General features: G+C 56.3%; 19 protein-coding genes and 3 pseudogenes. 11 read left to right on the forward strand and 11 right to left on the reverse strand.

Annotation, left to right across the window (positions count from 1 at the left end):
• Window positions 1–1,566 precede the first annotated feature (1,566 nt).
• Together ACEWFR_RS11485 and ACEWFR_RS11490 are read left to right on the forward strand one after the other, a co-directional pair.
• Window positions 1,567–2,457 (forward strand): ParA family protein, encoded by an 891-nt coding sequence (locus ACEWFR_RS11485; protein ID WP_374061156.1) that lies wholly within the window; start codon window positions 1,567–1,569, stop codon window positions 2,455–2,457.
• A complete protein-coding gene (locus ACEWFR_RS11490; protein WP_374061157.1) occupies window positions 2,454–2,915 on the forward strand; it encodes a hypothetical protein in 462 nt (153 codons plus the stop codon). The genes ACEWFR_RS11485 and ACEWFR_RS11490 overlap by 4 nt, the downstream gene beginning before the upstream one ends.
• A 647-nt stretch (window positions 2,916–3,562) precedes the next feature.
• On the opposite strand, the gene ACEWFR_RS11495 is transcribed toward ACEWFR_RS11490, so the two are convergent.
• Complete coding sequence (locus tag ACEWFR_RS11495; RefSeq protein ID WP_374061158.1) at window positions 3,563–3,856, reverse strand: hypothetical protein; 294 nt, start codon at window positions 3,854–3,856, stop codon at window positions 3,563–3,565.
• Between the two features lie 649 nt (window positions 3,857–4,505).
• Here ACEWFR_RS11495 and ACEWFR_RS11500 point away from each other — a divergent pair.
• Complete coding sequence (locus tag ACEWFR_RS11500) at window positions 4,506–5,066, forward strand: TATA-box-binding protein (RefSeq protein ID WP_374059392.1); 561 nt, start codon at window positions 4,506–4,508, stop codon at window positions 5,064–5,066.
• A gap of 284 nt (window positions 5,067–5,350) precedes the next feature.
• Here ACEWFR_RS11500 and ACEWFR_RS11505 read toward each other — a convergent pair whose 3' ends face one another.
• Window positions 5,351–5,677, reverse strand: a complete 327-nt coding sequence (locus ACEWFR_RS11505; protein ID WP_374061159.1) for a TRAM domain-containing protein — start codon at window positions 5,675–5,677, stop codon at window positions 5,351–5,353.
• A gap of 131 nt (window positions 5,678–5,808) precedes the next feature.
• On the opposite strand from ACEWFR_RS11505, the pseudogene ACEWFR_RS11510 reads away from it, so the two are divergent.
• A pseudogene (locus ACEWFR_RS11510) lies at window positions 5,809–6,045 on the forward strand (DUF955 domain-containing protein); the annotation flags it as partial.
• Between the two features lie 43 nt (window positions 6,046–6,088).
• On the opposite strand, the gene ACEWFR_RS11515 reads toward ACEWFR_RS11510, so the two are convergent.
• Complete coding sequence (locus tag ACEWFR_RS11515) at window positions 6,089–6,955, reverse strand: bile acid:sodium symporter family protein (protein WP_374061160.1); 867 nt, start codon at window positions 6,953–6,955, stop codon at window positions 6,089–6,091.
• Window positions 6,956–7,083: 128 nt separating this feature from the next.
• On the opposite strand from ACEWFR_RS11515, the pseudogene ACEWFR_RS11520 reads away from it, so the two are divergent.
• The 3 genes and pseudogenes from ACEWFR_RS11520 to ACEWFR_RS11530 all read left to right on the forward strand — a co-directional run bounded on the left by ACEWFR_RS11520 (window position 7,084) and on the right by ACEWFR_RS11530 (window position 8,878).
• A pseudogene (locus tag ACEWFR_RS11520) lies at window positions 7,084–7,719 on the forward strand (IS6 family transposase).
• 32 nt (window positions 7,720–7,751) lie between these two features.
• Window positions 7,752–8,281 (forward strand): annotated as a pseudogene (locus tag ACEWFR_RS11525) (IS630 family transposase); the annotation flags it as partial.
• 303 nt (window positions 8,282–8,584) lie between these two features.
• Window positions 8,585–8,878 (forward strand): PadR family transcriptional regulator, encoded by a 294-nt coding sequence (locus ACEWFR_RS11530; protein WP_374061161.1) that lies wholly within the window; start codon window positions 8,585–8,587, stop codon window positions 8,876–8,878.
• A 395-nt stretch (window positions 8,879–9,273) separates the two neighbouring features.
• Here the strand turns inward: ACEWFR_RS11530 and ACEWFR_RS11535 are convergent, their stop codons facing one another.
• The 5 genes from ACEWFR_RS11535 to ACEWFR_RS11555 form a co-directional block, all read right to left on the reverse strand.
• Window positions 9,274–10,107, reverse strand: a complete 834-nt coding sequence (locus ACEWFR_RS11535; protein WP_374061162.1) for a ZIP family metal transporter — start codon at window positions 10,105–10,107, stop codon at window positions 9,274–9,276.
• A 239-nt stretch (window positions 10,108–10,346) separates the two neighbouring features.
• The gene (locus tag ACEWFR_RS11540; RefSeq protein ID WP_374061163.1) at window positions 10,347–10,643 is read right to left on the reverse strand and encodes a DUF3006 domain-containing protein; all 297 of its coding nucleotides are present in this window, start codon (window positions 10,641–10,643) and stop codon (window positions 10,347–10,349) included.
• Window positions 10,643–12,115 (reverse strand): lamin tail domain-containing protein, encoded by a 1,473-nt coding sequence (locus ACEWFR_RS11545; RefSeq protein WP_374061164.1) that lies wholly within the window; start codon window positions 12,113–12,115, stop codon window positions 10,643–10,645. Before ACEWFR_RS11545 ends, ACEWFR_RS11540 begins: the two co-directional genes overlap by 1 nt.
• 315 nt (window positions 12,116–12,430) lie before the next feature.
• Window positions 12,431–14,185 carry a GMC family oxidoreductase N-terminal domain-containing protein gene (locus ACEWFR_RS11550; protein ID WP_374061165.1) on the reverse strand — a complete coding sequence of 585 codons (1,755 nt, stop codon included), beginning with the start codon at window positions 14,183–14,185 and terminating at the stop codon, window positions 12,431–12,433.
• Window positions 14,185–15,285: a hypothetical protein gene (locus ACEWFR_RS11555; RefSeq protein WP_374061166.1), complete on the reverse strand. Its 1,101-nt coding sequence runs from the start codon at window positions 15,283–15,285 to the stop codon at window positions 14,185–14,187. The genes ACEWFR_RS11550 and ACEWFR_RS11555 overlap by 1 nt, the downstream gene beginning before the upstream one ends.
• 378 nt (window positions 15,286–15,663) lie before the next feature.
• Here ACEWFR_RS11555 and ACEWFR_RS11560 point away from each other — a divergent pair, with 378 nt between their 5' ends.
• The 3 genes from ACEWFR_RS11560 (at window position 15,664) to ACEWFR_RS11570 (ending at window position 19,620) form a co-directional block, all read left to right on the forward strand.
• Window positions 15,664–16,440 carry an IclR family transcriptional regulator gene (locus ACEWFR_RS11560; protein ID WP_374061167.1) on the forward strand — a complete coding sequence of 259 codons (777 nt, stop codon included), beginning with the start codon at window positions 15,664–15,666 and terminating at the stop codon, window positions 16,438–16,440.
• Window positions 16,441–16,650: 210 nt separating this feature from the next.
• On the forward strand, window positions 16,651–18,159 hold the full coding sequence (locus ACEWFR_RS11565; protein WP_374061168.1) for a class I adenylate-forming enzyme family protein: 1,509 nt from the start codon (window positions 16,651–16,653) through the stop codon (window positions 18,157–18,159).
• Between the two features lie 216 nt (window positions 18,160–18,375).
• On the forward strand, window positions 18,376–19,620 hold the full coding sequence (locus ACEWFR_RS11570) for a PQQ-binding-like beta-propeller repeat protein (RefSeq protein WP_374061169.1): 1,245 nt from the start codon (window positions 18,376–18,378) through the stop codon (window positions 19,618–19,620).
• A gap of 248 nt (window positions 19,621–19,868) precedes the next feature.
• Here the strand turns inward: ACEWFR_RS11570 and ACEWFR_RS11575 are convergent, their stop codons facing one another.
• Both ACEWFR_RS11575 and ACEWFR_RS11580 read right to left on the reverse strand, forming a co-directional pair.
• On the reverse strand, window positions 19,869–20,315 hold the full coding sequence (locus tag ACEWFR_RS11575; protein WP_374061170.1) for a hypothetical protein: 447 nt from the start codon (window positions 20,313–20,315) through the stop codon (window positions 19,869–19,871).
• Window positions 20,316–20,701: 386 nt separating this feature from the next.
• Window positions 20,702–20,965 (reverse strand): hypothetical protein, encoded by a 264-nt coding sequence (locus tag ACEWFR_RS11580; RefSeq protein ID WP_374061171.1) that lies wholly within the window; start codon window positions 20,963–20,965, stop codon window positions 20,702–20,704.
• Window positions 20,966–21,853: 888 nt separating this feature from the next.
• On the opposite strand from ACEWFR_RS11580, the gene ACEWFR_RS11585 reads away from it, so the two are divergent.
• Window positions 21,854–22,270: a cupin domain-containing protein gene (locus ACEWFR_RS11585; RefSeq protein WP_374061172.1), complete on the forward strand. Its 417-nt coding sequence runs from the start codon at window positions 21,854–21,856 to the stop codon at window positions 22,268–22,270.
• A 173-nt stretch (window positions 22,271–22,443) separates the two neighbouring features.
• Here ACEWFR_RS11585 and ACEWFR_RS11590 read toward each other — a convergent pair whose 3' ends face one another.
• Window positions 22,444–23,166 (reverse strand): hypothetical protein, encoded by a 723-nt coding sequence (locus ACEWFR_RS11590; protein WP_374061173.1) that lies wholly within the window; start codon window positions 23,164–23,166, stop codon window positions 22,444–22,446.
• Window positions 23,167–23,177: the final 11 nt, after the last annotated feature.

A 23,177-nucleotide genomic window follows, 5' to 3' on the forward strand; every position in this document is an offset into this window, starting at 1 on the left:
CACAACCCCGCTAAGCCCACTGTAGTCTCAACTTCAGGGAGGCTCGGAATATATAGCGTTCCGGAATTTATCGAATCGGTTACTCCGAAGTTCCCCGGTCGGATTGGACACTGGGGATAGTCGAACACCCTGCTCTGGTGAGGGCAACGAAGACCTCCTCGCAGTCGATTCCACCCAATTACCGGTACTAGGGAGAACGCTGCAGCGCTGAATGAGTTCGTCGATTCCTGGAGAGTGGATCGTGACAAGCCTGTGGATCGGGGAGGTTCTCGAGGCTTCCGGTGCTGTAAATAGTACTTTTCATTAGTGGTCTGAATGAACTTGCTGCGTCAGGCAGTGGGGATGGCAGGCAGATTGTTGAGGCCCTATACAATGGCGAAATGAATCGCTTCCGCAGGGAGAGTGCGAACGAACTGGAGTATTCTCTCGAAGAGAACGGGTACATCGAACCTCGTGATATACTGGATTACGGTCAAATTCGTGCCCAACTTATCGAGCGCTTCGTCGATGAAGGTCTCCTGCCACGAGGCAGACAGGACTGGGGAACTGCTTTTACGATTGAATGAGAACTGTTGCTTTCTTACCACTCTCAGACTTTCATGGTCAGCTAGCGACTGATTCCGAGATTTGTCATCAAAGGGATGAGGAGAGTAAGCGACAAATCACGACGCCTGAGCGAATGGATCTGTCCTGAAAGCGTACTCCAGTTGCTCCTCGGAGAACAACGATATCCAGTACTGTTTCCCCTGACCTGTGGGACGTATCCAGACCATCAGTGACGCTTTCGCGGCGTTCGACGAATCCCGATTCGCTGGTGGGAGTGTTCCGACGGTTTCCCTCGAGTAGCGTGATATCGAGGCTCAGCTGGCGTGGATGTGCGTCTACCGAGTTCTGATGGACGGAGCTGTTCGAATCGTCGTTCGGAAGGTCTAGCGGTGCCGACTTCGGCCGGGACGATGCCACCGGTGATCCGTCACGACTGGCTGGCTATTGGAGATACAATAGGTGGGTAGCTACAATAGGCTCAATCTGCTCGATAGGTGGTGGTGGTTCAATAGTCGCAATGTGTACAGTAGATATGCGCAATATAATGGGTCAACTATGTTTGTTGGATACGATCGGCTATCTGAGGAGACTCTACTGCGGTTCGTTCGATAGCTGGAATAGCTATAATCGGTGGCGAGTCAACAATAGGTACCTATCCTCCCTCACCTACTTGTTCTATCACACCTATCTTGCCTATCCTATCTATTATGGCTATTCCACCTATTGAACCTATTGGGTCTATCGTGTCTTTTGTAAGTGGTGGTACTATCCTATCTGGCGTGCCTACTCTATCTACTGTCTCTTGAGTTGGCCTCGACAATCGGTGTTGGCTCCTACAATAGGTGCCTGAACTACCTTTCCTATTGGTCCTATTCTACCTATTGTAGTTACCTCTCCTATTGTACCTCGAGTAGGTAGAATTAATATGATGGGGTGGAATCCATTCTTCACCAGCTGAAATAGGAGATATCAGAACAATAGGGGCCTATTCTGGCTCGCCTATGGCAGGTACATCCAACAATGTCCGATACAACGACCGAGTCACGTGCCGTAAGCGTGGTTATCTTGAAAGGTGGCGTCGGCAAATCAACAACTTCGATGAATCTCGCGCGCCAGCTTGTAGAGCGTGGACGAACCCTCTACGCTGATCTCGATCCGAACGGTCACGCAACGAACGGCCTCGGTTTCGAAGCGGCATACAATGGTGAGATCAATCTCGGTGACGTCATTCTCGAGGGCAACGCGACACCGCATGACTTGATTCGATCGACCGATTACGGCTTCGACCTCCTTCCGTCTTCGAACACACTCGAGGATGTCGAAAAGGACCTTGCGGGCGCGATGCAGGGCTCGGCTCGGATCAAATCGAAGATCGTCGATCCGTTACTCGGTGACGAGTACGACTTCATCGTTTTCGACTGCCCGGCGTACCCGGGGATGCTCAATAACAACGCCCTCGTTGCGACGGGGAACGTCGTGATCCCGATCGAACCGGGCTCGAGTGCGATCGGTGGCTACAAGCGAACGATGGAACGGTTGATCGAACCGGCCCGGGAGTACATCGACGTCGACGTCCTCGCTGTCGTTCCGAACAAACTGTCCGATCGGATCGACCAACAGACCGAAGATCGGGAACTACTCGAGAACCTGAATACTGCGACCTACGAGGTAAATCCAGGACAATCGTTACAGGAGGCGATCCCGAACTTCGCTCGGATTACGGCCGACGAGTTCGATGCGATCGACGCCGGCGAGATGGCTCCGCCAAAACCCGGTATCCGTCACCGATCGGCGCTGTCGCGATCACTGCAGCAGAATCAACCGTTGCAGGATTACGACCCCGATAACGATCAGATCGACTTTTACGAGGAACTTGCCGAAATAGTTGCCGTCGGAGGGGTTGAACGATGAGTAACCCGTTCGACGATCTCAAAGACGACGAGACGGACACGTCCGAGTCGGAAGATTCGAACGACTCCGAGTCACGAACTGACTCGAACCGAACTGACAAACAACCGTCGGTAGCGGAGTCCTCCGCCTCGAGTATACACGAGGAGTCTGCTTCAGAAACGTCCGTGGAGGGAGAGAGCTCCGACGCGACCTCGGATGAACCGCTATCGCCTGCAGAAACGGGACCGGCGTTCGAGTACAGTGAAGTGAAACAGAAGCCGTTCTACGCACGCACCGAGACGGTGAACCAATTCGAAAACGAGATTCGGATGACGATCGTTCCGACACTTGCCGAGGCCGGACTGCTCGACGAAGAGACACGCGAAATTCACGATGCGGTCCTCCGCCTCGCAAACGAGCAGCCAGAACGGATCGCCGAACTCGTTCTCGAGGAACGACGACAGTCGGGGAGTCAGTGAGTTCGGTGGGCCGTATTCCTCATCGATTCGGCGCTGATCTGTGAACGGTTTCTCCGTCCTCGTAGTGATTGCTGAATCTCGAGCGATAATGGTTTGCAAAATGGGGCTCTCAACCTCTTTCTGTGAAGAATAGGTCCCTTAGGTTCAATAGGGTGTGTTGACAGCCTTGATGAAACGAATACAATAGGATGAATAGGTGCAATAGCCTAGGTATTTTGGATAGTAGAAAGGGTGTACGTTGTGGAAAGAATAGGAGGTGCATCGCCTCAATCTGAAGTTCCGAGGCAGTTGACCGGCCGACAATAGAGTTCGCTCTGTGAGTTCGAATGGGCGAATCTACGAAGCAGGCGCGACTAGATGATTGATATATCCTGAACTCACGGAACGATGTCGATACCAATTTATAAATTATATTATATAGTTCTGGGGCAGTGTGGTAGCACAGTTTCGGAGGAGAGGCTATAGTAGTCGTGGGTCAAATTCCCGTTGATTGGTGATTTTCATCGCCACTCAAGAGTCGGTTTCAAGCCCTGTCGACCAGTGTCATCGTATCGAACCCGACGGCGTGAAGCGCGTAAATCTACTGTCTGAAACTGCTTAGTAATTGACGGCGTCACCGTGGCCAGAATCGAACTACATCCGTTTGATCATGCTGTGTCCATCTCCAGCGTCTCTTGGAGAGGTTCGACACGAAACACGTAATCCGCGTAACTGCCATCAAGATTCGCGGGACTCTCTTCGGCGGCATGCTCTTGACAGAGAACGGCCTCTGCCTCAACGGCACCATGCCCGGTTTCTTCCTGATATCGTTCGAGGACAACAAATATCGCCCTCTCGGTGCAGTCGCGACGGTGGCATTCGGGCAGCGAGTCCGGAACTCCGTCCTCGCGTCGGTTCTCGTCGTCTGCTTGCTTCTCTCGTCCGTTTTCCGTGTCTGCCATCCCCTTTTCTTAGGGAAGCAAGCGGGATAATGCTGTGTGGTCGTTCGTAATCTCGGAGATGCATACGCGCTTTGTGGTCTCCATGATCGCTGACACCTATCACTGATTGTGGATTTCAGCAAGGCCAGATATTGGTATCCTTCGGCTACCCGTCAGCAGCGACTATCCCCCCGGCTGCAGGAGCAATCTATTGATTACTTGGGTTTAACTTTTGAACGAAAAGCCTCAGAAATCGCGTCAGACATTCGCTGGCGAAGTGACCTGGAACTCGTCTGGTCAGCTACTATCTCTTCGATTTCGTTGAACGATGCTTCGACGCGTATTTGGACTTCGTCACGGACGTCTCGAACTGTCTCCGTGTCTTTACCTTCCGAATTCGTGAAATAGCACACACGAGACTCGACTCCGTACTGTTTGGGATTGAACTCCGCGACAGTACATCCATCGTAATGACCTGCCTGAAGTCCACCTTCACGACGTGTCCCACGGATTCCAACCGCAGGAACAAGTGGGAGACTGTAAACCGTACTCTCCCAATCCAACGATGCGATGCCGTGGGATTCCTCCGCGTTCACTCCGAGGCGGATGCCAATCCGACCAGAGCTATACGCAGGTTTATAAGCTTTAAATACATATTTTTGAACGTCTTATGGCTGACCCGAAGGAATCCATCAACATCGAAAACGTAGTCGCGTCGACCGGCATCGGGCAGGAACTCGATCTCCAGAGCGTCGCAATGGACCTCGAGGGGGCCGACTACGACCCCGAACAGTTCCCCGGTCTCGTCTACCGCACCCAGAATCCCAAGTCCGCCGCACTGATCTTCCGTTCAGGGAAGATCGTCTGTACAGGCGCGAAAAGCACTGACGCCGTCCACGAGAGTCTCAACATCGTCTTCGACGAACTTCGCGAACTCCAGATCCAGGTCGAAGAGGACCCCGAGATCATCGTCCAGAACATCGTCAGCAGCGCTGATCTCGGCCGCAACCTCAATCTGAACGCGATCGCCATCGGGCTCGGCCTCGAGAATATCGAATACGAACCGGAGCAGTTCCCCGGACTCGTGTATCGCCTCGATGAGCCGAAAGTCGTTGCCCTCCTCTTCGGTTCCGGGAAACTGGTTATCACCGGCGGGAAGAAGGTGGAAGACGCCAGTCAGGCCGTCGATGTGATCGTTACCCGCCTCGAGGAGCTCGGCCTGCTCGAGTAACGCGTCTTCGTCCGTCGCTAAACCGTTTTGTTTGTACTGTCACCCGCTTTAGAAGTGCGACAGTAACAACTGAAACGAGTCACACCGACCGCACAGTCCGCGGTTCGGAGCGAACGCAGTGAGCGAGAACCGCGTTCCCATCGTATGATCGGGTGTACAGTGACTTTCAGCTACTATCGGGACAGAACCCGTTGTACAAGTACAGACGGAGGCGGTACCACGACGGGCGTCTGCGAACGTAGTGAGCACTTCACGACTTGCCGACCAGATGAATCCCGGATGCGCTACGATCCTGTTTCGATGAGTTCCGCTTCTCCGTACGTCTCGTCGACGGTAGTAACTCGAACCGTGGCCTCGATCGCTGCAATGTCTTCCTCGAGAAAGAGGACGAATCCGCTCTCGGTTTTGCAGACGAGCGTTCCGTCGGATTTCTCATCGACGATATCGACGGTGACCTCTTCCCCGGGCTCGGGTTTCCCGCCGAGGGGCTCCCCGCACCGCCAACAGTCAGTTTCGTATTCTGCGGACCCTTCTGGGGCATTGTTTGCCCCACATCGAGGCGTATCACACTTGATGAATGAGTCGTGTTTCCCTGGATGGTAGCGTCCCACGTCGCAACCGATGCCGGTAGTCCGTAAAAATATGCCGCTGATCACTTGGCGGAGGCACCGATCCCGCGTTCCAGTGATCGTTGAGTAGGCACATCATCTCGAGAGCGACACGCCCAGCGACATCGATCAGTTACGAGTATGCGCACGCCTTGCTCCACTTCGATGTCGATGACGACACCGAGCGGTCGAAACGCGAGGTCGGGGCCGAAGCTGTCGCGTATGTCGTCGACCGATACTGCGGGCTCGACACCAGCGGGTCAGCGTTCTACCTGGCCGAGTGAAAATCGGCCGATTCGGAGGTCATCCGAGATCGACCCGACTGGATCAATCGGACGGGAGAAGCACTAATCGAAGTTCTCCAAGGCTGAACCAGCGTCGGGAGGAGCCTCGATCGGAGCGCTGGGGTGGCCGTTAGCCGCGGGACGTGGCTGACCCGACCGGCTGTCGTCGCCACACACTTGCGATCAGTCCGGACCCGACGATGCCGATGAACGAGAACGCGAGGACGGTGGTAAGGACGTTTGGGTCCGAAAACCCGGTCGTCGCGATGAACAGCGCGATCGCCGCGTTTCGGGCGGCAGTCGTCGTCGCCAGCACCTCTCGGGTCTCTCGTGCTGGCCCACCGAGGGCGTACCCCAGCACCAATGACGCGCCCACGGCGACGGTCGAGAGCCCGAGTGTTCCCGTCCCGACGAGAGACACCATACTGTCGCTATAGACAACCACCAGCAACACAATCAGCCCGACGAACGTGTAGTCAGAGAGCCGCTGAATAAGGGTGTGTAGGCGGTCTACGAACCTTGTGAGGGCGAACGACAGTCCGAGCCCGAGCAGTAGCGGAACCAGCTGAATGCCCAGAACCATCCGTCCGATGGCGAGGGGATCGACGGCGACATCGCCAGGGAGCAACAGCAACAGGGAGACGGGAATCGTCACGACCGAGAGCATACAGAGGATCGCCATAAGGCCGCTCGCGAACGCTACATCGCTGTCGGAGACCTCTGCAAGTTTCGGGCCGAACGGTGCGCCAGGTGAGACCGCAAGCAGCACGATCCCGGCTGCGAACCCAGTCTCTACCGAGACCGTCCGAACGAGGAGATAGGCGATTAGCGGCACCACGACGAGGTTCACTACCAAGGATTTCGTCAGCAGCCGCCACTTCCGGAGCGCGTTGACGAGCTGGCTGAGGGACAGCTTTACTCCCATCGAAAACATCGTCGAGAGTACGAAGATAATCGTCACGACCTCGACGACCGTCTCTCCGGATGGCACTACCATTACTTGTGGTTCTCACATATAGTTTGGATCTCGCCCATTTGCTTGCTGTGGTTTCAGATTACCGGCTCCCGGGAGGGCGCTGTTCAGATAAGGCTTGAAAAGCGAGGCGATCTGAATTCTAAGTGTCCATGCCCGAATTCAACCGCTTCACCGGTGCTAGGAGTGGCATTCAATTAGATTTTGTGGAGCGTGAGGCGACACCGCGAGAGCTGATGTGATTGAGTATCCAGCTCCATCCCTCTGGACTATCACTTTCGGATACTGTTTCTGTCTTAGAGAGATTTGGTGTCAAACGAGCACGATCGGCGATCCATAATTGGGTGCAGAAAGCTGATCTACAGCCGACAGCTGGAAAACAACCGGACCACGTTGCGCTCGACGAAACCGTGATCCAACTCGATGATCAGCGCTACTGGCTGTACGCGGCTATCGATCCCAAAACCAACGAATTTCTCCACATCAAGCTCTATTCAACGCGCACAATTGCACTTGCTGAGATGTTTCTCCGCGAACTCACAGAGAAACACGACATCGAAGACGCCGTGTTTCTCGTCGATTCAGCACCGTGGCTCAAAGCTGCACTCCACCATCTCGGACTCCGATTTCGATACGAAAAACACGGAAATCGGAACGCTGTCGAACGTCTCTTCCAAGAGATAAAACAACGTACCTCTAAGTTTTGAAACTGTTTCAGAAACATCGATCCAGCAACCGCTGAAACATGGTTGCAGAGCTACGCATACTGCTGGAACCAGCTAATCTGAACAATGAAAATCTGGCAACACAACGGCTATGAGCAACAATAGCGTACAAAAACGGCTTGCTGAACTACCGATGGGACAATGTCCAGCGACGGACAATCTACACTGGCTCGATCGACTCAACACCGGCGAACCGCTCGAGCGGCCTGCTACTAACACTCATAAATCTGGGAGAAAACGAAAACACTCAGAAAAAGAGTACAAGGAATTCGAAGAAACTGTCCACGAACCACCCGTGGAAGTTGGTATCGGCGCGACGGCGTAGATCCCGACGCTCGTCCAGCAGTATCTTGTCGAAACAGATGATGTCGAATACTCACTCCCGAGTTGGCGGCCGTTACTCAAAGAAGCGGGATTGAGATGGCAATACTACGCTGTACAGCCGCCGAACCTGATGCTGACGTGCAAGAGATGTCCCGCTCGAACACAAAAAACAGCGGGAAATGGACGTCACAGGTGCCTGTATCGATCAACTCAAGAAATCTGTCCACGTAGGGCCACGTGAAGCGTGTTTCTTGCTCAGCATGCGACCATACGTCGAATTTCTGGCCAATTCGACTGGACCTTCGAACCAGTTCTTTTGCCCCTTTTCTGAACTTACAACAGCGATCGATACTGCTCTTATTCGACGATAAAAACGCACTCTCACGTAGTGCCCCGCTTCGTTTGCAGATGCGTACTCGACAGCGCCGCATTCGGATATGAGGAATCAATACTGACGTGTATGACTGTAGAACCGTATTTCAACAGATCATCCCGAGAAAAGTCCTGTTGGACAGGAATACGCATGACTGGGCGCGTGTCCCTCACGTTAAATACGTCCGTTCGTTCTCGGAATCCTTAACTACTAACACACGGAATTTTCGATATGCACGATCTCACTGGCTTCCAGCGCGACCTGTTGTACACGATCGCCGGACAAGACGACCCACACGGCCTCGCGATCAAAGACGAACTCGAGAAGTACTACGAGAAAGAGATCCATCACGGCCGCCTCTATCCGAATCTCGACGAGGTCGTCGACAAGGGACTCGTCGAGAAAGGCGAACTCGACCAGCGGACGAATTACTACACGATCACGGCTCGCGGTCGGCGTGAACTCGAGGCTCGCCGAGAGTGGGAAGATCAGTACGTCGGCGAGTTGTTCGCTGAATTGGAGTAACGAGTATAGTAGCCACTGAACGTCACTGCACACCCGATCGTACGACGGCAGCGCGGTTCGGAGCGAACGCGGTTCGGAGCGAACGCAGTGAGCGAGAACCACGGGAATGCGAACGGCGAGCAAAGCGAGCCGTGAGCGAGCACCTCGAGTGAGAACCGCGGACTATGCGATCGGTGTGTAAATCGTCTCAGTTGAAACCCTATTAGATAGATACGAAACGGTGCCGATTAGTGTCTTTGCGAATTACGACGCTGTAACTTTATTATGATCATGTTCTTCTAAGAATAATATGGAAATGCTGCGACTAGCCCCAGTAGAATTGGTGCCCATGACGGAAGACTTGAAAGTAGAATAACCATCACGAGGAGGATTTCAACAGAGCCAATCGACTGCATTCAGCCCAAACTGACGTCAAGGTACAGCATCACTATTACGCCAGCCATCACCCCGAGCGTGGCGGTCCGCTCGTAGCCACGCGTATGAGTCTCAGGGATAATTTCGTCGGAGATTACAAAGAGCATTGCGCCCGCGGCAAACCCCATCGCATATGGCAGTAGTGGCTCGACAACATTAACCGCCAGTGCACCCAGCACCGCGAGCGGGATCTCAACAATCCCCGACCGCAACCCAGCGAAGACAGCATAGGAGCGACGATCTAGCCCAGCGTTGATCGCAGCCACTGAGACGGCAAGCCCTTCAGGGATATTTTGGATGCCGATTGCCAGCATCAGCGTAATTGCGTTCTCGATGTCCCCAGAGCCGAACCCGACGCCTACTGCCAGCCCCTCGGGCATATTGTGAAGCGTGATCGCTAAGATGAACAGCACGACGGGAACCAGTCGCTCGTTAGCGACTGGGAGTGACGTGCTTGGGTTGGCTTCGTCCGTTCGTCTGCGCCCGGTCAACAGATAGTGTGCGTGTGGGACGAGCCTATCGGCTTGATCCAGAAAGATGACGCCGAATACGATGCCCACCAGCGTCGGAATCGGATTTCCGCCAGAGTATTGCTCTATTCCGGGGATGATGAGACTCGTGAAGGCTGCGGCCAACATCACACCAGCTGCAAACCCGAGGGCACCATCCAGCGTCCGTTCCGACGGGTCTCGCCAGACGAACACTAACAACGCGCCGAACAAGTTGAGTCCCGCGATAACAATGCCGCCGACAAACCCCTGAATTACGGGATTTTCACCAGCGACACGAACAAATACCTCAGCTACTGAAACCATCGGTTTAGTATCTGATCCACATTCACTGTGATAAGTATCCTGTTGTTGGTCTAGATTTGTACGCCCAGATCCGTTGCAAGACTCGTCAGAACGTCACGGACGCGACCTGTTAGGGACAAGCGTCTCGATCCACCGCGGAACTGCGAGATTCCCTCTCGCAGAAAGATAGGAACCTTTGGCTTTGTTGAAATTCTAATAATAGGATTTCAACAGAGTCACTCAACCGACAACTTACGCGTTTAGGACGTATCTGACTCGTCCTCTGGTGACGGGGGACGCTGGGATAGCTCGTCAAATCGCCGTTGGGCTTGCTCAGAGCGGTCTACCGTCTCACGTTCTTCGTACGTGATGTCGATCACTTCTTCGTCCTCGAGTTCGACGCTCACTACTGCATCGACGTGACGAGCGTCTTCAGGGAGCCGCTCCGTGTCGAGGACTGCTTGGTCGACCGTGTCGCCATCGTCCTCGAGCAATACTACCGCGAGGTCGTCCTCAAACCGGTCCACGACCGCCGTATAGACTCCGTCGGGTGTCATCAGTATTCCTCCTCGAGTACGACAGTCCCGCTGTCGTTTCGTACGGTAACGGTATCGCCGCCGTTGTTCCAGACTGCACGGCCCGAATCCCAATGCAGATCACTCGATGAATCCGTTCCGTTGCCGGTGTGGAGGGTGACCTGTGCGCCCGAATCGAGCGAGAACCCGCTCGGGAACGTGTAGGTGTGACCTGCTTCATCGGCGACCGACCAGCCGTCGAGCTCGAGCGGTTGGTCGCCGGTGTTTTCGAAGACGATATACTCGTCGTTCAGGTTGTCGCTCTCGTCCCCGGCGGCGTCCTCGTGGATCGTGACGATCGACAACGCTCCCGCTTGGTCTGTCGGTTCTGTCGGCTCTGTTGGATCTATCGGCTCTGTTGGGTCGGTCTCCGTTCCGCCATCAGGCACGACTGGTGACGTCGTCGACTCCGTGATCGAGATCACCGTTCGACTCTGGAGGGCATCGTCGACACCGGGTTCGATCGGCTCCCCGTCTCGAAGTGCCAGCGGCGCAGTTGGCGCATCGCGCTGGGTCGCGACCGTGATCGCGGACCCGTTGCTCGTCAACCGGACGGTTCCATGCGTCGCCGTCCAGTAGGTACGAATCGACTGCTGGGAAAACCGATCGAGGACCGACTCGTGGGGATGGTCGTACTGGGAGTCGTACCCGCTCGAGACGACGGCAATGCGCGGGTCGGTCACGTCGAGAAATTCGCTCCCTGAACTCGATTGACTCCCGTGATGGCCAGCACTCAATGCCGTCGCATTGAGGCCGGCCCCGTATTCGTCCACGAGGAACTGCTCACTGGTCGTCTCCCCGTCCCCAGGAAGCAGGAAGCTCGAGCGGCCGAAGCCGAGCCGGAGGACGATACTGTTCTCGTTTCGATCTCCGTTCGCGAGATACCCCTCAGGCGGCACGAGCACTTGCGTTTCGACCCCGTCGAACGGAATTGGGTCACCCGCTCGCGTCTCGTACAACGTCACGTTGTGTTCGTCGATCGCATCCAGATATCCCGTATAGGTCTGGGACGTCGACGTGATCCCGGGATCGTACACGGTACCGATTCCGTTGCCTTCCGTCTCGAAGTAGTCGATGACGGCCTCGTGGCCGCCGATGTGATCCGCGTCGGCGTGCGTCGTCACGAGGGAGTCGATTCGATCGATATCGTGCGTTCTGAGATAGGCGAGCACGTCTTCGCCGTCGTCGGACCAGTCCCCCGAATCGATGAGCATCGTCTCGTTCGTCGGGCCGACGATTAACGTACTCGAGCCTTGGCCTACGTTGATGAAAGTGACCGACAGGGTGCCGTTCGGACTCGCTGTTCGTTCGTCTCGTGTCTCACCCGGCGATTCAGGTGTTGGCCCTGTCGTTTCATCCGGCGACGTCGCTTCGTCACTGATCACTCCACCACACCCTGCGAGAGTGACGAGGACGACAACGGCGAGTATGCTGAGGAGCCGTCTACGCATCATGGAACCCTCACAGGACGAAGAGGCATAGCTGTACCTGCTATCAACTATGGAGAACGGACCACTCTCACACGCGGTCGCTCGTAATCGCTCTGACCGTCAGCCTTCGAGGTCGTCCAAAGGTGGTCCGAATATCTACTCCACCCCACTCCACTACCGTTTTCGTCCCCTATCGGAAACCGGCCCGGTTAGCCTACGAGGCGCGTCTTTGTCCCCTTCTCTCATCCGTTCAACGCCCACTCGCGATCAAACGGAACGGTGGTCGACCCCGTTCCGCGCTGTGCCCAGTGATCGAAACGAAACTCGAGGGAAGAGAGGTTAGAAGTAGAGGTCGCCGATTCGATCGGCAGTTCGCAGTGCGAGCGCTTGCCCGGTGTTGGTCGGGTTCGGGCCACCGAGTCCGTTCGCCAGCGCGGAGTGGTCCGCGACGAACAGCCTCGAGACGTTCTTCGCCTCGGCGTTCTCGTCGAGGACCTTCCCCATTCGCATCGTGGACTGCATGTGGAGCAGCAAGGGTGGCCACTCGCTGCGGTGGACGTGTTCGGCGCCGGCCTCTCGATGGATGTTCGCGGCGATACGGGCGAGCTCGTCGCGCTTCGCGTCGTCGTCCGGGTGCGGCTCGTACTTGACCTTCGGAACCGGCCCGTGCTCGTCGCTGAAGGTATTGTCCAGCGAGACGCCGTTGTCCTGGCGTGGGAGGTCGTCAGTGAGAATCAGGAGCGCCTTCGTCTGCCTGTAATCAGACATCTTTCGCTTGAGATCCTCGCCGACAACGTAGCCGCGGGTGTCCCACGGCTCGCCGGGGTCGACCGGGGTGTCGAAGCTGTACCCGGCCTCGGTGAAGAGGTAGTCGGCGTAGGAGACGAGGCCGGGAGACATGCCGATGTCTTCCATGCCGCCGACGCCGGGCTTGTCGAACCGAACTGCAGAGTTGTGCCCCACGTAGGGGTCCATGTGTTCGTTCTCGGGGTTGATCTCAGCGACGGTATCGTCGTCGTAGACGCCGACGACCCAGTCGAACCAGTGGGTCGTGAGCCCCTTTCCGACCCAGCCGTCGTCCGGCAGGCCCGAGTTGAGCCAGAGCCGCGGCGACTCGATGCAGCCGGCAGCGAGGACGACGACGTCGGTCGAAACGGTTTGTGAGGAGCCCGACCAGGAGTCGCGGAACGTGACACCGGTCGCCTCTATCGTCCCGAACCCGTCGTTCGTCTCGATATTCGTGACGAAGGCGTTCGGGCGAATCGCGACGTTCCCCGCGTCGGAATTGTCGTTGGTGTCGAGCGCTCGCGGAACCCAGCTCACGTTGGCGGACTTCCGAGACTTTTCGCGAACCGGTGCGTCGACGGGTGTCGACCCACCCTGGAAGTGGTCACCGACGAGCGTATCGCCACGGAACCCGTCGTCGTAGCTGAACGACCCCTCGTAGTCGGCGTCGAGCGGCTGGTTGGTCGGCGTCTCCTCGCCAGGGTCCGAGACGGCGTTCGCCTGGGGTCGCCAGCCCGTATCCGTGACGTTTTTTGTGTCGATTCGTGGGTAGCCGGCGTTCGTCGCACCCTCGATGAACACCTCCTCCTTGGCTGTCATCGGCGCTTGCTGGGTGCTCGTCACTTCTTCGTTGAGCTGGTAGTACGGGATGAGTTCCTCGTAGGAGATGGGCCAGTGGTCCTGCTCATCGATGGCGTGGGGGTAAGCTCGAGGGTGGTTCGCAAAGTAGTGGAGCGAGGTGCCACCGACCGCGCCGACTTGCCAGATAAACGCGTTCTGGTGGAGGTTCCGGAACCACGGCGCTCGCGAGTGGTCCGCCGGCCCCACACGGAGGTATCCGTGGGTGGGGTCGTTCGCGTCGGCTTCCCGGTGGGTGAACTGCTCGTCCAGGAGCTTTCCATCGAGGTCGTCGGGATCCGTGCTCACCGTCCCGCCGGCATCGGCGTGTGGCTCGGGCCACTGGTCGTTGCCGTGCCACGGCCCTCCCTCGAGGATGAGAACGTCGAGGCCGTGCTCGCGAGCGAGTCGTGACGCGGTGGCGGGACCGTCTGCACCGGCACCGATCACGACGACATCCGGATCGTTCATCAGGTGTCACCTCCGATCCCGTCGATGACGTCGTCGCCGGTCAGATCGTCCGGAAGGTTCAGATTCTTCGCCTTCGGATCGCTGAATCCGCCCGGAACGGCGTGGCGCCAGTCGGCCGCGTGCCCCGGGGCCGGCCCCGGATAGCCGCTCTGCTGGTGACTCTGAACCGATCCCGGCTCCGTCTGCATTTCGCGTTCGTTGGGCGTGTTCGTCTTCGTGTCACCGTATCCGGACCACTCGGTGTAGTACCCGAAGCCGTGGAGGCCGTTGACCGCCATAACGACGTACTTCAGGATGCCGGCGTCGGGCACGAGCGGCGACAGGAGGTCGTCGAGCGTGTCGATGACGCCTCCGTCGATGATGGTCCACAGGCACCGCAGCCGGTCCTCTCGAGAGAGCCTGGTGAACGTCCCGCCGCCCGGGAACTGCTCGTTCGGTGAAACGGGATCTTCGTTCTTTCCGAGCGCGACGAACTCCGCGGCCACGAGGTCGAACACGAGCGTGAAGAGCGCCGCGTAGGGGTAGTTCTGGAGGACGCGGTGGACGGTCTCGTTGGCCGTCTCGACGACTAGATCGAACTCGGCCACCCCCTCGGTTGTATCGTCGAGGTCGGCAAACCCGATCTCGAAGCGTTCGATCGGTCCGAACGTAAGATGAGCCTCGAGCGCTTCGCCGTCCAGATCGAGGTCCAGAAGGCTGATATCTGCGAGGTCCAGGAGCGCATCCAGATCGGAGCCGAGCCCCGTCGTATCGACCGTCACCTCGAACAGGCTCCGCGGCATCTCCGGTCCCGAATCGCTCGAGAGTGTATCCTCCAGGAGGTCATCCTTCTCGGTCACCATCTCGGCACGGATCTCCTGAAAGTGGTTGAAGTCCCAGATGAGGAACTTCTCTAACTCGACGTCGATACCACCCGGAACGTGCTCCGGCCCGAGTTCGTCCTCGAGCTGTGGTGTCCGTGGCACGATCGCGTCGACGATCGATCGGTACGTGTCCGCGGTGTGCGGGTCACTCTGCAGTGGCGAATCCATCGCTGCCTGTGCAGTTGCGATGGTCGCATTCGACATGGACAGCGCTGCGAGTCCGCCGATGCCCTTCACGACTCCCCGTCGGCCTATCTGACTCCTATCGTTTTCTTGCATGGTGTGTCCGGGCCACGTCAGCAACTATCGGTCAGTCACTGTGTGACTCCATCACAACTGAACCAGAAGATAGCGTATAAACCTACGCAACTGATATAAACTACATTATTATAGAGTCACACTATCGTAGATATACTCTCTATAGGCCGATAATATGGGCTTATATACTTTATAATGGCTTCCCAACCCGTCTTAAAAAATCTCAAATATTCGGTTTGTGGCACCGACATTCGTTTGATACTTTCTAACATCTATACTATTGATGGCGTGTGATTGGGGCGGTTCCGTCCCACAATGTCGCACACTTTCAAGGGACGTCGACACCCACGGGGGGACATGGACGAGGACCCATCGGTCTCGATCAACGCGATAAAACGGTCGTATACGATCGTCGATGAGATATGCGACCGTGACCGGGCGGGAGCGACCGAGCTCGCGGACGCGTTAGGGCTTCCGAAGAGCACCGTTCACAACCACCTCCGCACGCTCGCGACGCTGGGCTATCTCGTCGAAGAAGACGGGACGTACCGCCTCGGGGCTCGATATCTCCACTTAGGGCAGAAATCGCGGAACTCGCGGACAGTATTCCAGCACGGTCGCGGCGCCGTCGAGGCGCTCGCAGCGCAGTCCGGCAGATACTGTCAACTTGCCGTCGAGGAAAACGGAGAGACGGTAGTCATTCAGTCTACGCAGTGGGTTCCCGACGAGGGAGCCCGGCCCGCTCAACAGACGTATCCGATGCGTGCGCACCTCCACACGAATGCGCCGGGCAAGGCGCTCCTCGCACACCTGCCGTCCGAACGGATTACGGCGGTGATCGATCGGACGGGTCTGGATTCCCGGACGGAACTGACCGTGACGGACGAGGACGACCTCCGATCCGAACTGGAGACCATACGCGAGCAGGGGTACGCCGTCGACCAGGGAGAACTCGTCAGTGGAATGCTTGGTGTCGCCGCTCCCATCGCGACCGAACGGACCGTTCACGGCGCAGTCGCCGCATACGGCGCTGGCCACGAGATGCGAGAGGCACTCGACGAGGGGCTCCCCGACCTCGTTAAAGAAACCGCGGACGACATCAGGGCAGACATCGTCTTCGATAGCCTCGAGTAGGCTCAGTCTCGAGAAGGGGCTTGCTCCGTGGTCTCCATCACGGAGTTCACTCGCACGTTCGTCCCACAATATGGCACACAGACGGAAATCCCAGTTCAGCGTGTGAGTCGAACTCTCGAAGTGAACGACTTACAACTAGTTATGAGCCCAACCTGATATGTGAATATATTTTCAAAAAATCAGATGGTCCGGTAGGTGATTCGTCCGCCTATGAACTTCGGGAATGTCGTCGACAATGTCGCGAGGAATACTCCGGATGCGCGGGCGGTAGGGGACCCGGAGCGACAGGTAACGTACGCTGAACTGTCGGCAGCATCCAACGCGGCGGCGAACGTCTTCGCGGCGCGCGGTGTGAAGTCCGACGACCGCGTCGCGATCTGCCTCCAGAATCGGGTCACGTTCCTGACTGCGTACCTCGGCGCGATGAAGCACGGGGCCGTCCCCGTTCCCGTCAACACGCGATTCACCGACGAACAGATCCACTACGTGCTCGATACCAGTGACAGCTCGGTGATCGTGACTGACCAGGCGTTCGAATCGGTCGCAACTCACGTGGAAACGGCGCTAACCGTCGACGGGAGTGTGGGCGCCAACTTCCACACCCTGCTCGAGGACGCATCCGATACGTACACTGTGCATCCGCGGCGGAGCGACGAGACGGCAGCGGTCGTCTACAGCAGCGGGACGACCGGGCGGCCGAAAGGCGTCCGGCACACGCACGGTAATGTCATCGCCAACGCGCGGGGAATTCGCACCTACCACCGCCTGACGCGGGACGATGTCGGTCTGACGGTGAGCAAGTGTTTCCACGTCACTGGCCTCAACGTCACGACGACCCCACTACTCCTCGCCGAGGCGGAGAACTGGTTTTTGCCGAACTGGGATCCCGTTTCCGTCGCGGAGACCATCGAACATCGCGACGTCACATACACCTTCCTGACGCCGAACATGATGAGGGCTCTGCTCGCCGACGAGGACGTCGACGACTACGATCTCTCGTCACTACAGCGGGTCGTCGTCGGTGGTGCACCGATGCCGACGGAACAGTTCGAGGCCGCGGAGGCAGCGCTCGACGCGACGGTACTCGAGGGGTACGGGATGACCGAGACGACACCGCTGGCGGCGTTCAATCGACCTGATACGGTGGTGCGAAAGCCGGGTAGTGTCGGCCCACCCGCTCGTGAGGTCATCGACCTGCGCATCGAAGACATCGAAACGGGGCAGCCGGTCGATCGCGGCGAGCGCGGCGAACTGCTCTGGCGGGGCGACACGGTGACACCGGGATTTGAGCGACGACAGCGCGAGGCCAAGTCCTTCGTCGAGAGAGATGGAACCCGATGGCTCCGCTCTGGTGACATCGGCTATCTCGACGAGGACGGTCACCTCTTCGTCGTCGGTCGACGCGGGGACATGTTCACCGTCGGTTGTGCAAACGTCTTCCCGCGCGAAATCGAAGAGGTCCTCTACGAGATCGACGGTGTCACGGGGGCAGCGATCATCGACGCCCTCGACGATCGGCAGGGGGCGGTCATCACGGCTATCGTCACGCGTGACGGCGACATCGCCGAAGCTCGAATCCGTGAGGTGTGTGCCGCCCAGCTTAGAGAACACGAGGTGCCGGAACGAATCGAATTCGTCGACAACATTCCCCGGACGGCGACGGGGAAGATCGATCGCATCGCGCTCGGGGACCTGTTTGGGACACTCTCGTCTGCCTGAATCCGGACCTCTGGTGTCAACGGTTTGCACTCCACTGGGTCAGGGTCGTCGCCGTTGAACAGTGTCCGGAACGGACAAACTCGATACTGATCCTCGAGGGTATGTTGAAACCCCACTATTCAGGTACGTTTCCACGTGAAATGCACGCTCACTATACGTGCGTACTGAACGGTCAGTTCCCAAAAGCACTTGTAGTTCGTATCAGGTGGAAAATATATGAAACGGCGTCATTTCTTCGCGACGGTAACCACAGCGGGCCTTGCTGGTTGTTTCGGTGGGTCTAATAGCGAACCGACTGATCAAAGTACAACGGGTTCCATAACCGAACTCAAAAATAGCGAGTACGTGTGGAAACACAAGATCCCGGGAAATAGTCTGGTTGTATCCCATGGGAGAGTGCTCGGTGATGAAAAAGTACCACGCACTGACCAGCATGGTTTAGATATCTCTGGAGGTGTTTTTTCACTCAACGTTCAATCGGGGAATCATCAGTGGACATATGGCTCATCGCATGAGTCGATGTCGGGGTATGGGACGCCAATAGTAAAAGATGCGATTTATGTCAACAAAGGGAATGATGTCACCAGCTGGCCCTTTGCAATCGAGTTTGATGGAACTGAGCGGTGGTCCGGCTCAGAATCCTCGTCGGGTCCACTTAGTGGTGGGATCAGTCACGTTATCGACGGTATCGCTTATCTCGAAGACAGAACCGATGTCAGGGCAATTGATGCTGCTACTGGAGAACAGTCATGGACCGCTCGAGGGTCATCTGTCGAATTGGATACTGCTGTTTCAGACACTCACGAAACAGTCTACATTGGTGGGGACGAACTCGTTGCACGTAATCCAGATGATGGGAGTGTCCAGTGGCGTTATGAACATAGTGGTGACGAAAGTGATGTAGAAGTTGTTTCTGACGGTGTCGTATACGCTACTGTTGATCGCGAGGCCGTTATTGCAGTCGCCGATGGTGAACTACTTTGGCGTGTTGACGCGCTTTCTGGCGTATATCGCCTCAAGGTCGTAGCCGGATCTGTCCTTATTGGTAATCGAACTCGAATCTATGCGTTCGATGCTACCACGGGAGATCAACGCTGGACAAAGAAGATGGGGGGCAGAGTCCACGCTAATACTGACAGAGTATACGTCAGCAGAAAAGGGAACATAGGAGAGCGATCTTATGTCTCTGCATTCGCGTTCAGTGATGGTGCCAAAATTTGGACGACCGAAGTCGGTAATAAGGATAAGTTCCAATCATTATCGATGAATGTTATTGAAGAGGGAAAGAAATCAGATGGTGGGCCACTATTCGTTCAAATAGGTCGAGAAAAGCTCCACAGAATAAATTCAGTCGGTGAAATAACTCAGACGTGGACTGCCGAAGAGATGCTACACGATTTCGTAATAGATGAATTCCTTATTATCTCAACAGATTCCGGAATTTATGCGCTGAAGCCATGATAAGCGCAGTCCCTGTACTGAGCGATAGGTACTTGTCCTATACTGACCGCGAGTTCGTGGGTTCTTCTCAATAAAGAAACCGTGCTACTATCCCCTGTAAAGAGTTCTCATGAGTGAATCCTCAAAAATTGGTCGCTGACGAGAAGAGCAACGAAGCGCACCGTGCTGGCTGCTACGATACCGCCTCACGACTCATGGTGGAGGTGGAAGTAGCCCGAGTACAGAGGCAGGAAGCAGACTATCACTTGTTATTGATGCATAATTAAACTAATGCCACGCGTGATAAGGGTCTGGACAGGACCGGTATCCGCATACTCGAGTCCGTCGATTACATCCACTGCTTCGAGATGTGGTCGAAAGGAATTTAATCGATCAGTTGGTTGGACGATTCCGCGTTGCTGATTGTATTCAATAATTCCCTTCCTATCGAGTTTCGGGAGATGTTCTTGGTACAGTGGGATATAGACGCGCTGGCGTTGGGTAGAGGTCAGCTTTGCGACAGTCGTATCGTGTTCTTTTGCCGAGACGATCTCGGCGAGGTCTCCCATCTTGATCGGTTCATCGTTATCCAACAGGTGGGCGATTACGTCTCTTCTACGGCTTGCTTGGAGGAGATGAAAGGTTTCATCTTTGGAGAGTTTCGATATCCCGTCCGGTTCTCCATCGCTAGAGGGGAAGTCTTGTTTGTCCATCATTTCGTTCATTAGGTGATTGATTAGAGAATGTATTCCAAGAGTGAAAAGACATCTTCCATTATAATTTGGTATGAGAGAATGTCACTATTGCTGGTGAAACGCCTGGGAGGCCAACGGAAAGATCTACTACGAACGCCTGTTTCTGCCTTGTATCAATGGATTCTAACCCGGTTGTATACTACTTCTTTCCTATCCAATGGGTGATGATTCACGGAAGCGGAGCCTTGGCGTGATGGACTGAAACGAGTATACTACGGCTTGACTCGTTCTCTTCGAAACGCTCTCGGACTCCTCTCGCCACAATCGTCACGAATTGTGAGTTCACCCCGTTTGTCGTTCGATCCGAAACTGTACGCGGCAGGGGAGTTCCAACCCTGGCGTACAACTCAGGTCTCTGCCATCGTTACACGGAGTTCATCATCGACTTCGTAGAAGTAGCCCCGCTCGAGCAGCCGGGTAATCGCATGGTCCGCGTCCGCAGACTCAAGCGACAGTTCGTCGGATTCGAGGAGGACCTCAAACGCACGCTCTCGCGAGATCGACTGCACGTCTTCGTGATCGTCCGAACCGTGGCTGTGAGTACAAAGGAGGTCGTACGAATCCAAAATCCACTCCGGTAGCGGTGGCCGTGGATCGGTGAGATCGTTCATCTCGGGTTCGTGTGAACAGTCTTCGCACTCTCGCTGCTTAAGACTACTCCCCAGAATGGGGAAACTATCGTAGTCACTGAAAGTTACTGCACATCTGATTGCGTGACGGCGATGCAATCAGCGTGTAAATCGTTTCAGTGACTACTATCGCTACACGCAAGAAGCCGGTCTCGAGAAACGAATCGGACGGACAGCGATCGCAATCTCCAGTTAGGCTACTGGCACGACCGGAACTGTGGCGAAGAACGGAATCGCCGTGACGAGCTCACCGACCAGTGCGAACCACCAACACCACTGACTCCACTCGAGGCCGGTGGCTGCTCGATCAACGAGCCGCGAACGCGTTGTGCACTGTGCGATGACGTGGACAGCCGCTTCGCCGCGGTTGGTTCCCATGCGGTTGTCAGTGCGAACAGACGTGCCGACGAAGGAAATCTTGAGATAGAGACACGTGCTGGCCGGATTTCGCATAGCACCAGTCAGACGGAAGCCGTACGCAGCTTCGACGCCGTGACCTCGAGATTCACACGAGGCCGGTTCCAGTCCTGGATGGGAAATACAATAGCTCCAATAGGAACAATAGCTCCAATAGGTGAAGTAGTAACAATAGATAGAATACGAGAAACTGCTCTGTCACCCCTCGTCCGACATCTCCTCTCGGTTAGTACCGTCTATAGTAGCCACTGAACGTCATTGCACGCCTGATCGAACGACAACTGTGCGATCGGTGTGTAACCCGTTTCAGTTGGTACTATAGAGAATAGAGCGCATTAAAACGCCACGCCGTATTCTTTTCACTGTAGCTGAAGACCGCCATGAGGCGGTCCCGTGATGGAGCGTCGCAGAGAGCAGAAGGTTATAGTCTCTCTAGGTAGTATGTCACATGGTATGGAGTACACCGTTGTCGATAGCGAGGATGTACCGCTCACTGACCTCTCTGAAGTCGACGAAATGCCGCCGGATCTGGACATTCGGGCCGTTGACGAGGAGCTCGACTGTCAGAACACTGCGGTGAAGATCTGGTACTTCGACGAGGGCGAAGAGATCGGATATCACGCGCACATGGAGCAGGAGGAACTTTTCTACGTCCTCGAGGGGACGTTCTCGTTGAAACTCGGCCGCTCGGGCGAGGAAGAGTTCGTCGAGGCAGACGAGGGGACCTTCTGGGTCGCTGCGCCGAAGATCGGCCACGGCCATCGCTGTATCAGCGAGGATGGTGGCGCTGTCCTCGCGTTCGGCGCGCCATCAGTCGACGACCCCGGCCGTGATCCGCACTCGCTTTCCGACGAAGAGAGAGATGGCTGACGGTCCGTGACATCGACTGTGTTGCCGCTGCATCACCCTCGAATTTTCGGACCTGGAACGGTGGTGTGGAGTAGTCAACCTGAATGAGAGGAAGGGACGTGATAATCCCAGCCAGGCGGCTGTTGCCATGGATTCCTTCGCTCGAGTCGTCGTTCCGATTCACCCACGATCAGTTACGTGTCGTGATTGTGGGTATGGTCGTGGTCGTGCCCATGCTGGTGTCCGTGTCCCGCGTCCGGCGTTTCGAGAACGTCCTCGCACTCGACGTTCGTATACCCGGAATGGAACAGTTCGACTGAGCCACCGTCGGCGTCGAACGCGTGCCGTTCGATACAGCCGACATCCGCGCCGAGCAGGTGGACGCTGACGCTGGGTTCGTTCGACGTCGTCTCGACGGAGTGGATGTCGTTGTTCGGCGGGATCAGTTCGTAGTAGTCACCCCGTTCCATGCGCTCGGTCCGGATCCGCTCGAGTTCCGCCTCGCCTTCGTCGTTCGTTGCGTCATCGACCCGGCGGTAGAAGTCTTCGCGTTGCGTTCCACCGTAGATTCCGACGAGTCCCCAGGCGAGATGATCGTGGACCGGCGTCGAGGCGCCCGGCGGGAGGACGAGCGTGAACACCGACAGTTTGTTTCCCTCCCGATACAGCAGCCACTGGGCGATGTCCTCTCCCATATTGCCCTTGTCGTCCACGTCGTCCATGGCGAGTTCTTGATACCGTTCAGCAAGCCAGTCGTCGTCCGCGAGGAGTTCCTCGAACGGGTCCGCCAGCGACTCGAGCAGCGGTGGCACCTCCTCGTGTTCGTCAGCGGTCGCTTTCACCGTCTCGACGAATTCACGCAGTCGATCGGAATCGTCGATAAACTCCGGTTCGGGGTCCGATTCGGATGATACCATCTCAGCTTGGT

This window comes from Natrinema sp. H-ect4, assembly GCF_041894845.1.
GTDB lineage: Archaea > Halobacteriota > Halobacteria > Halobacteriales > Natrialbaceae > Natrinema.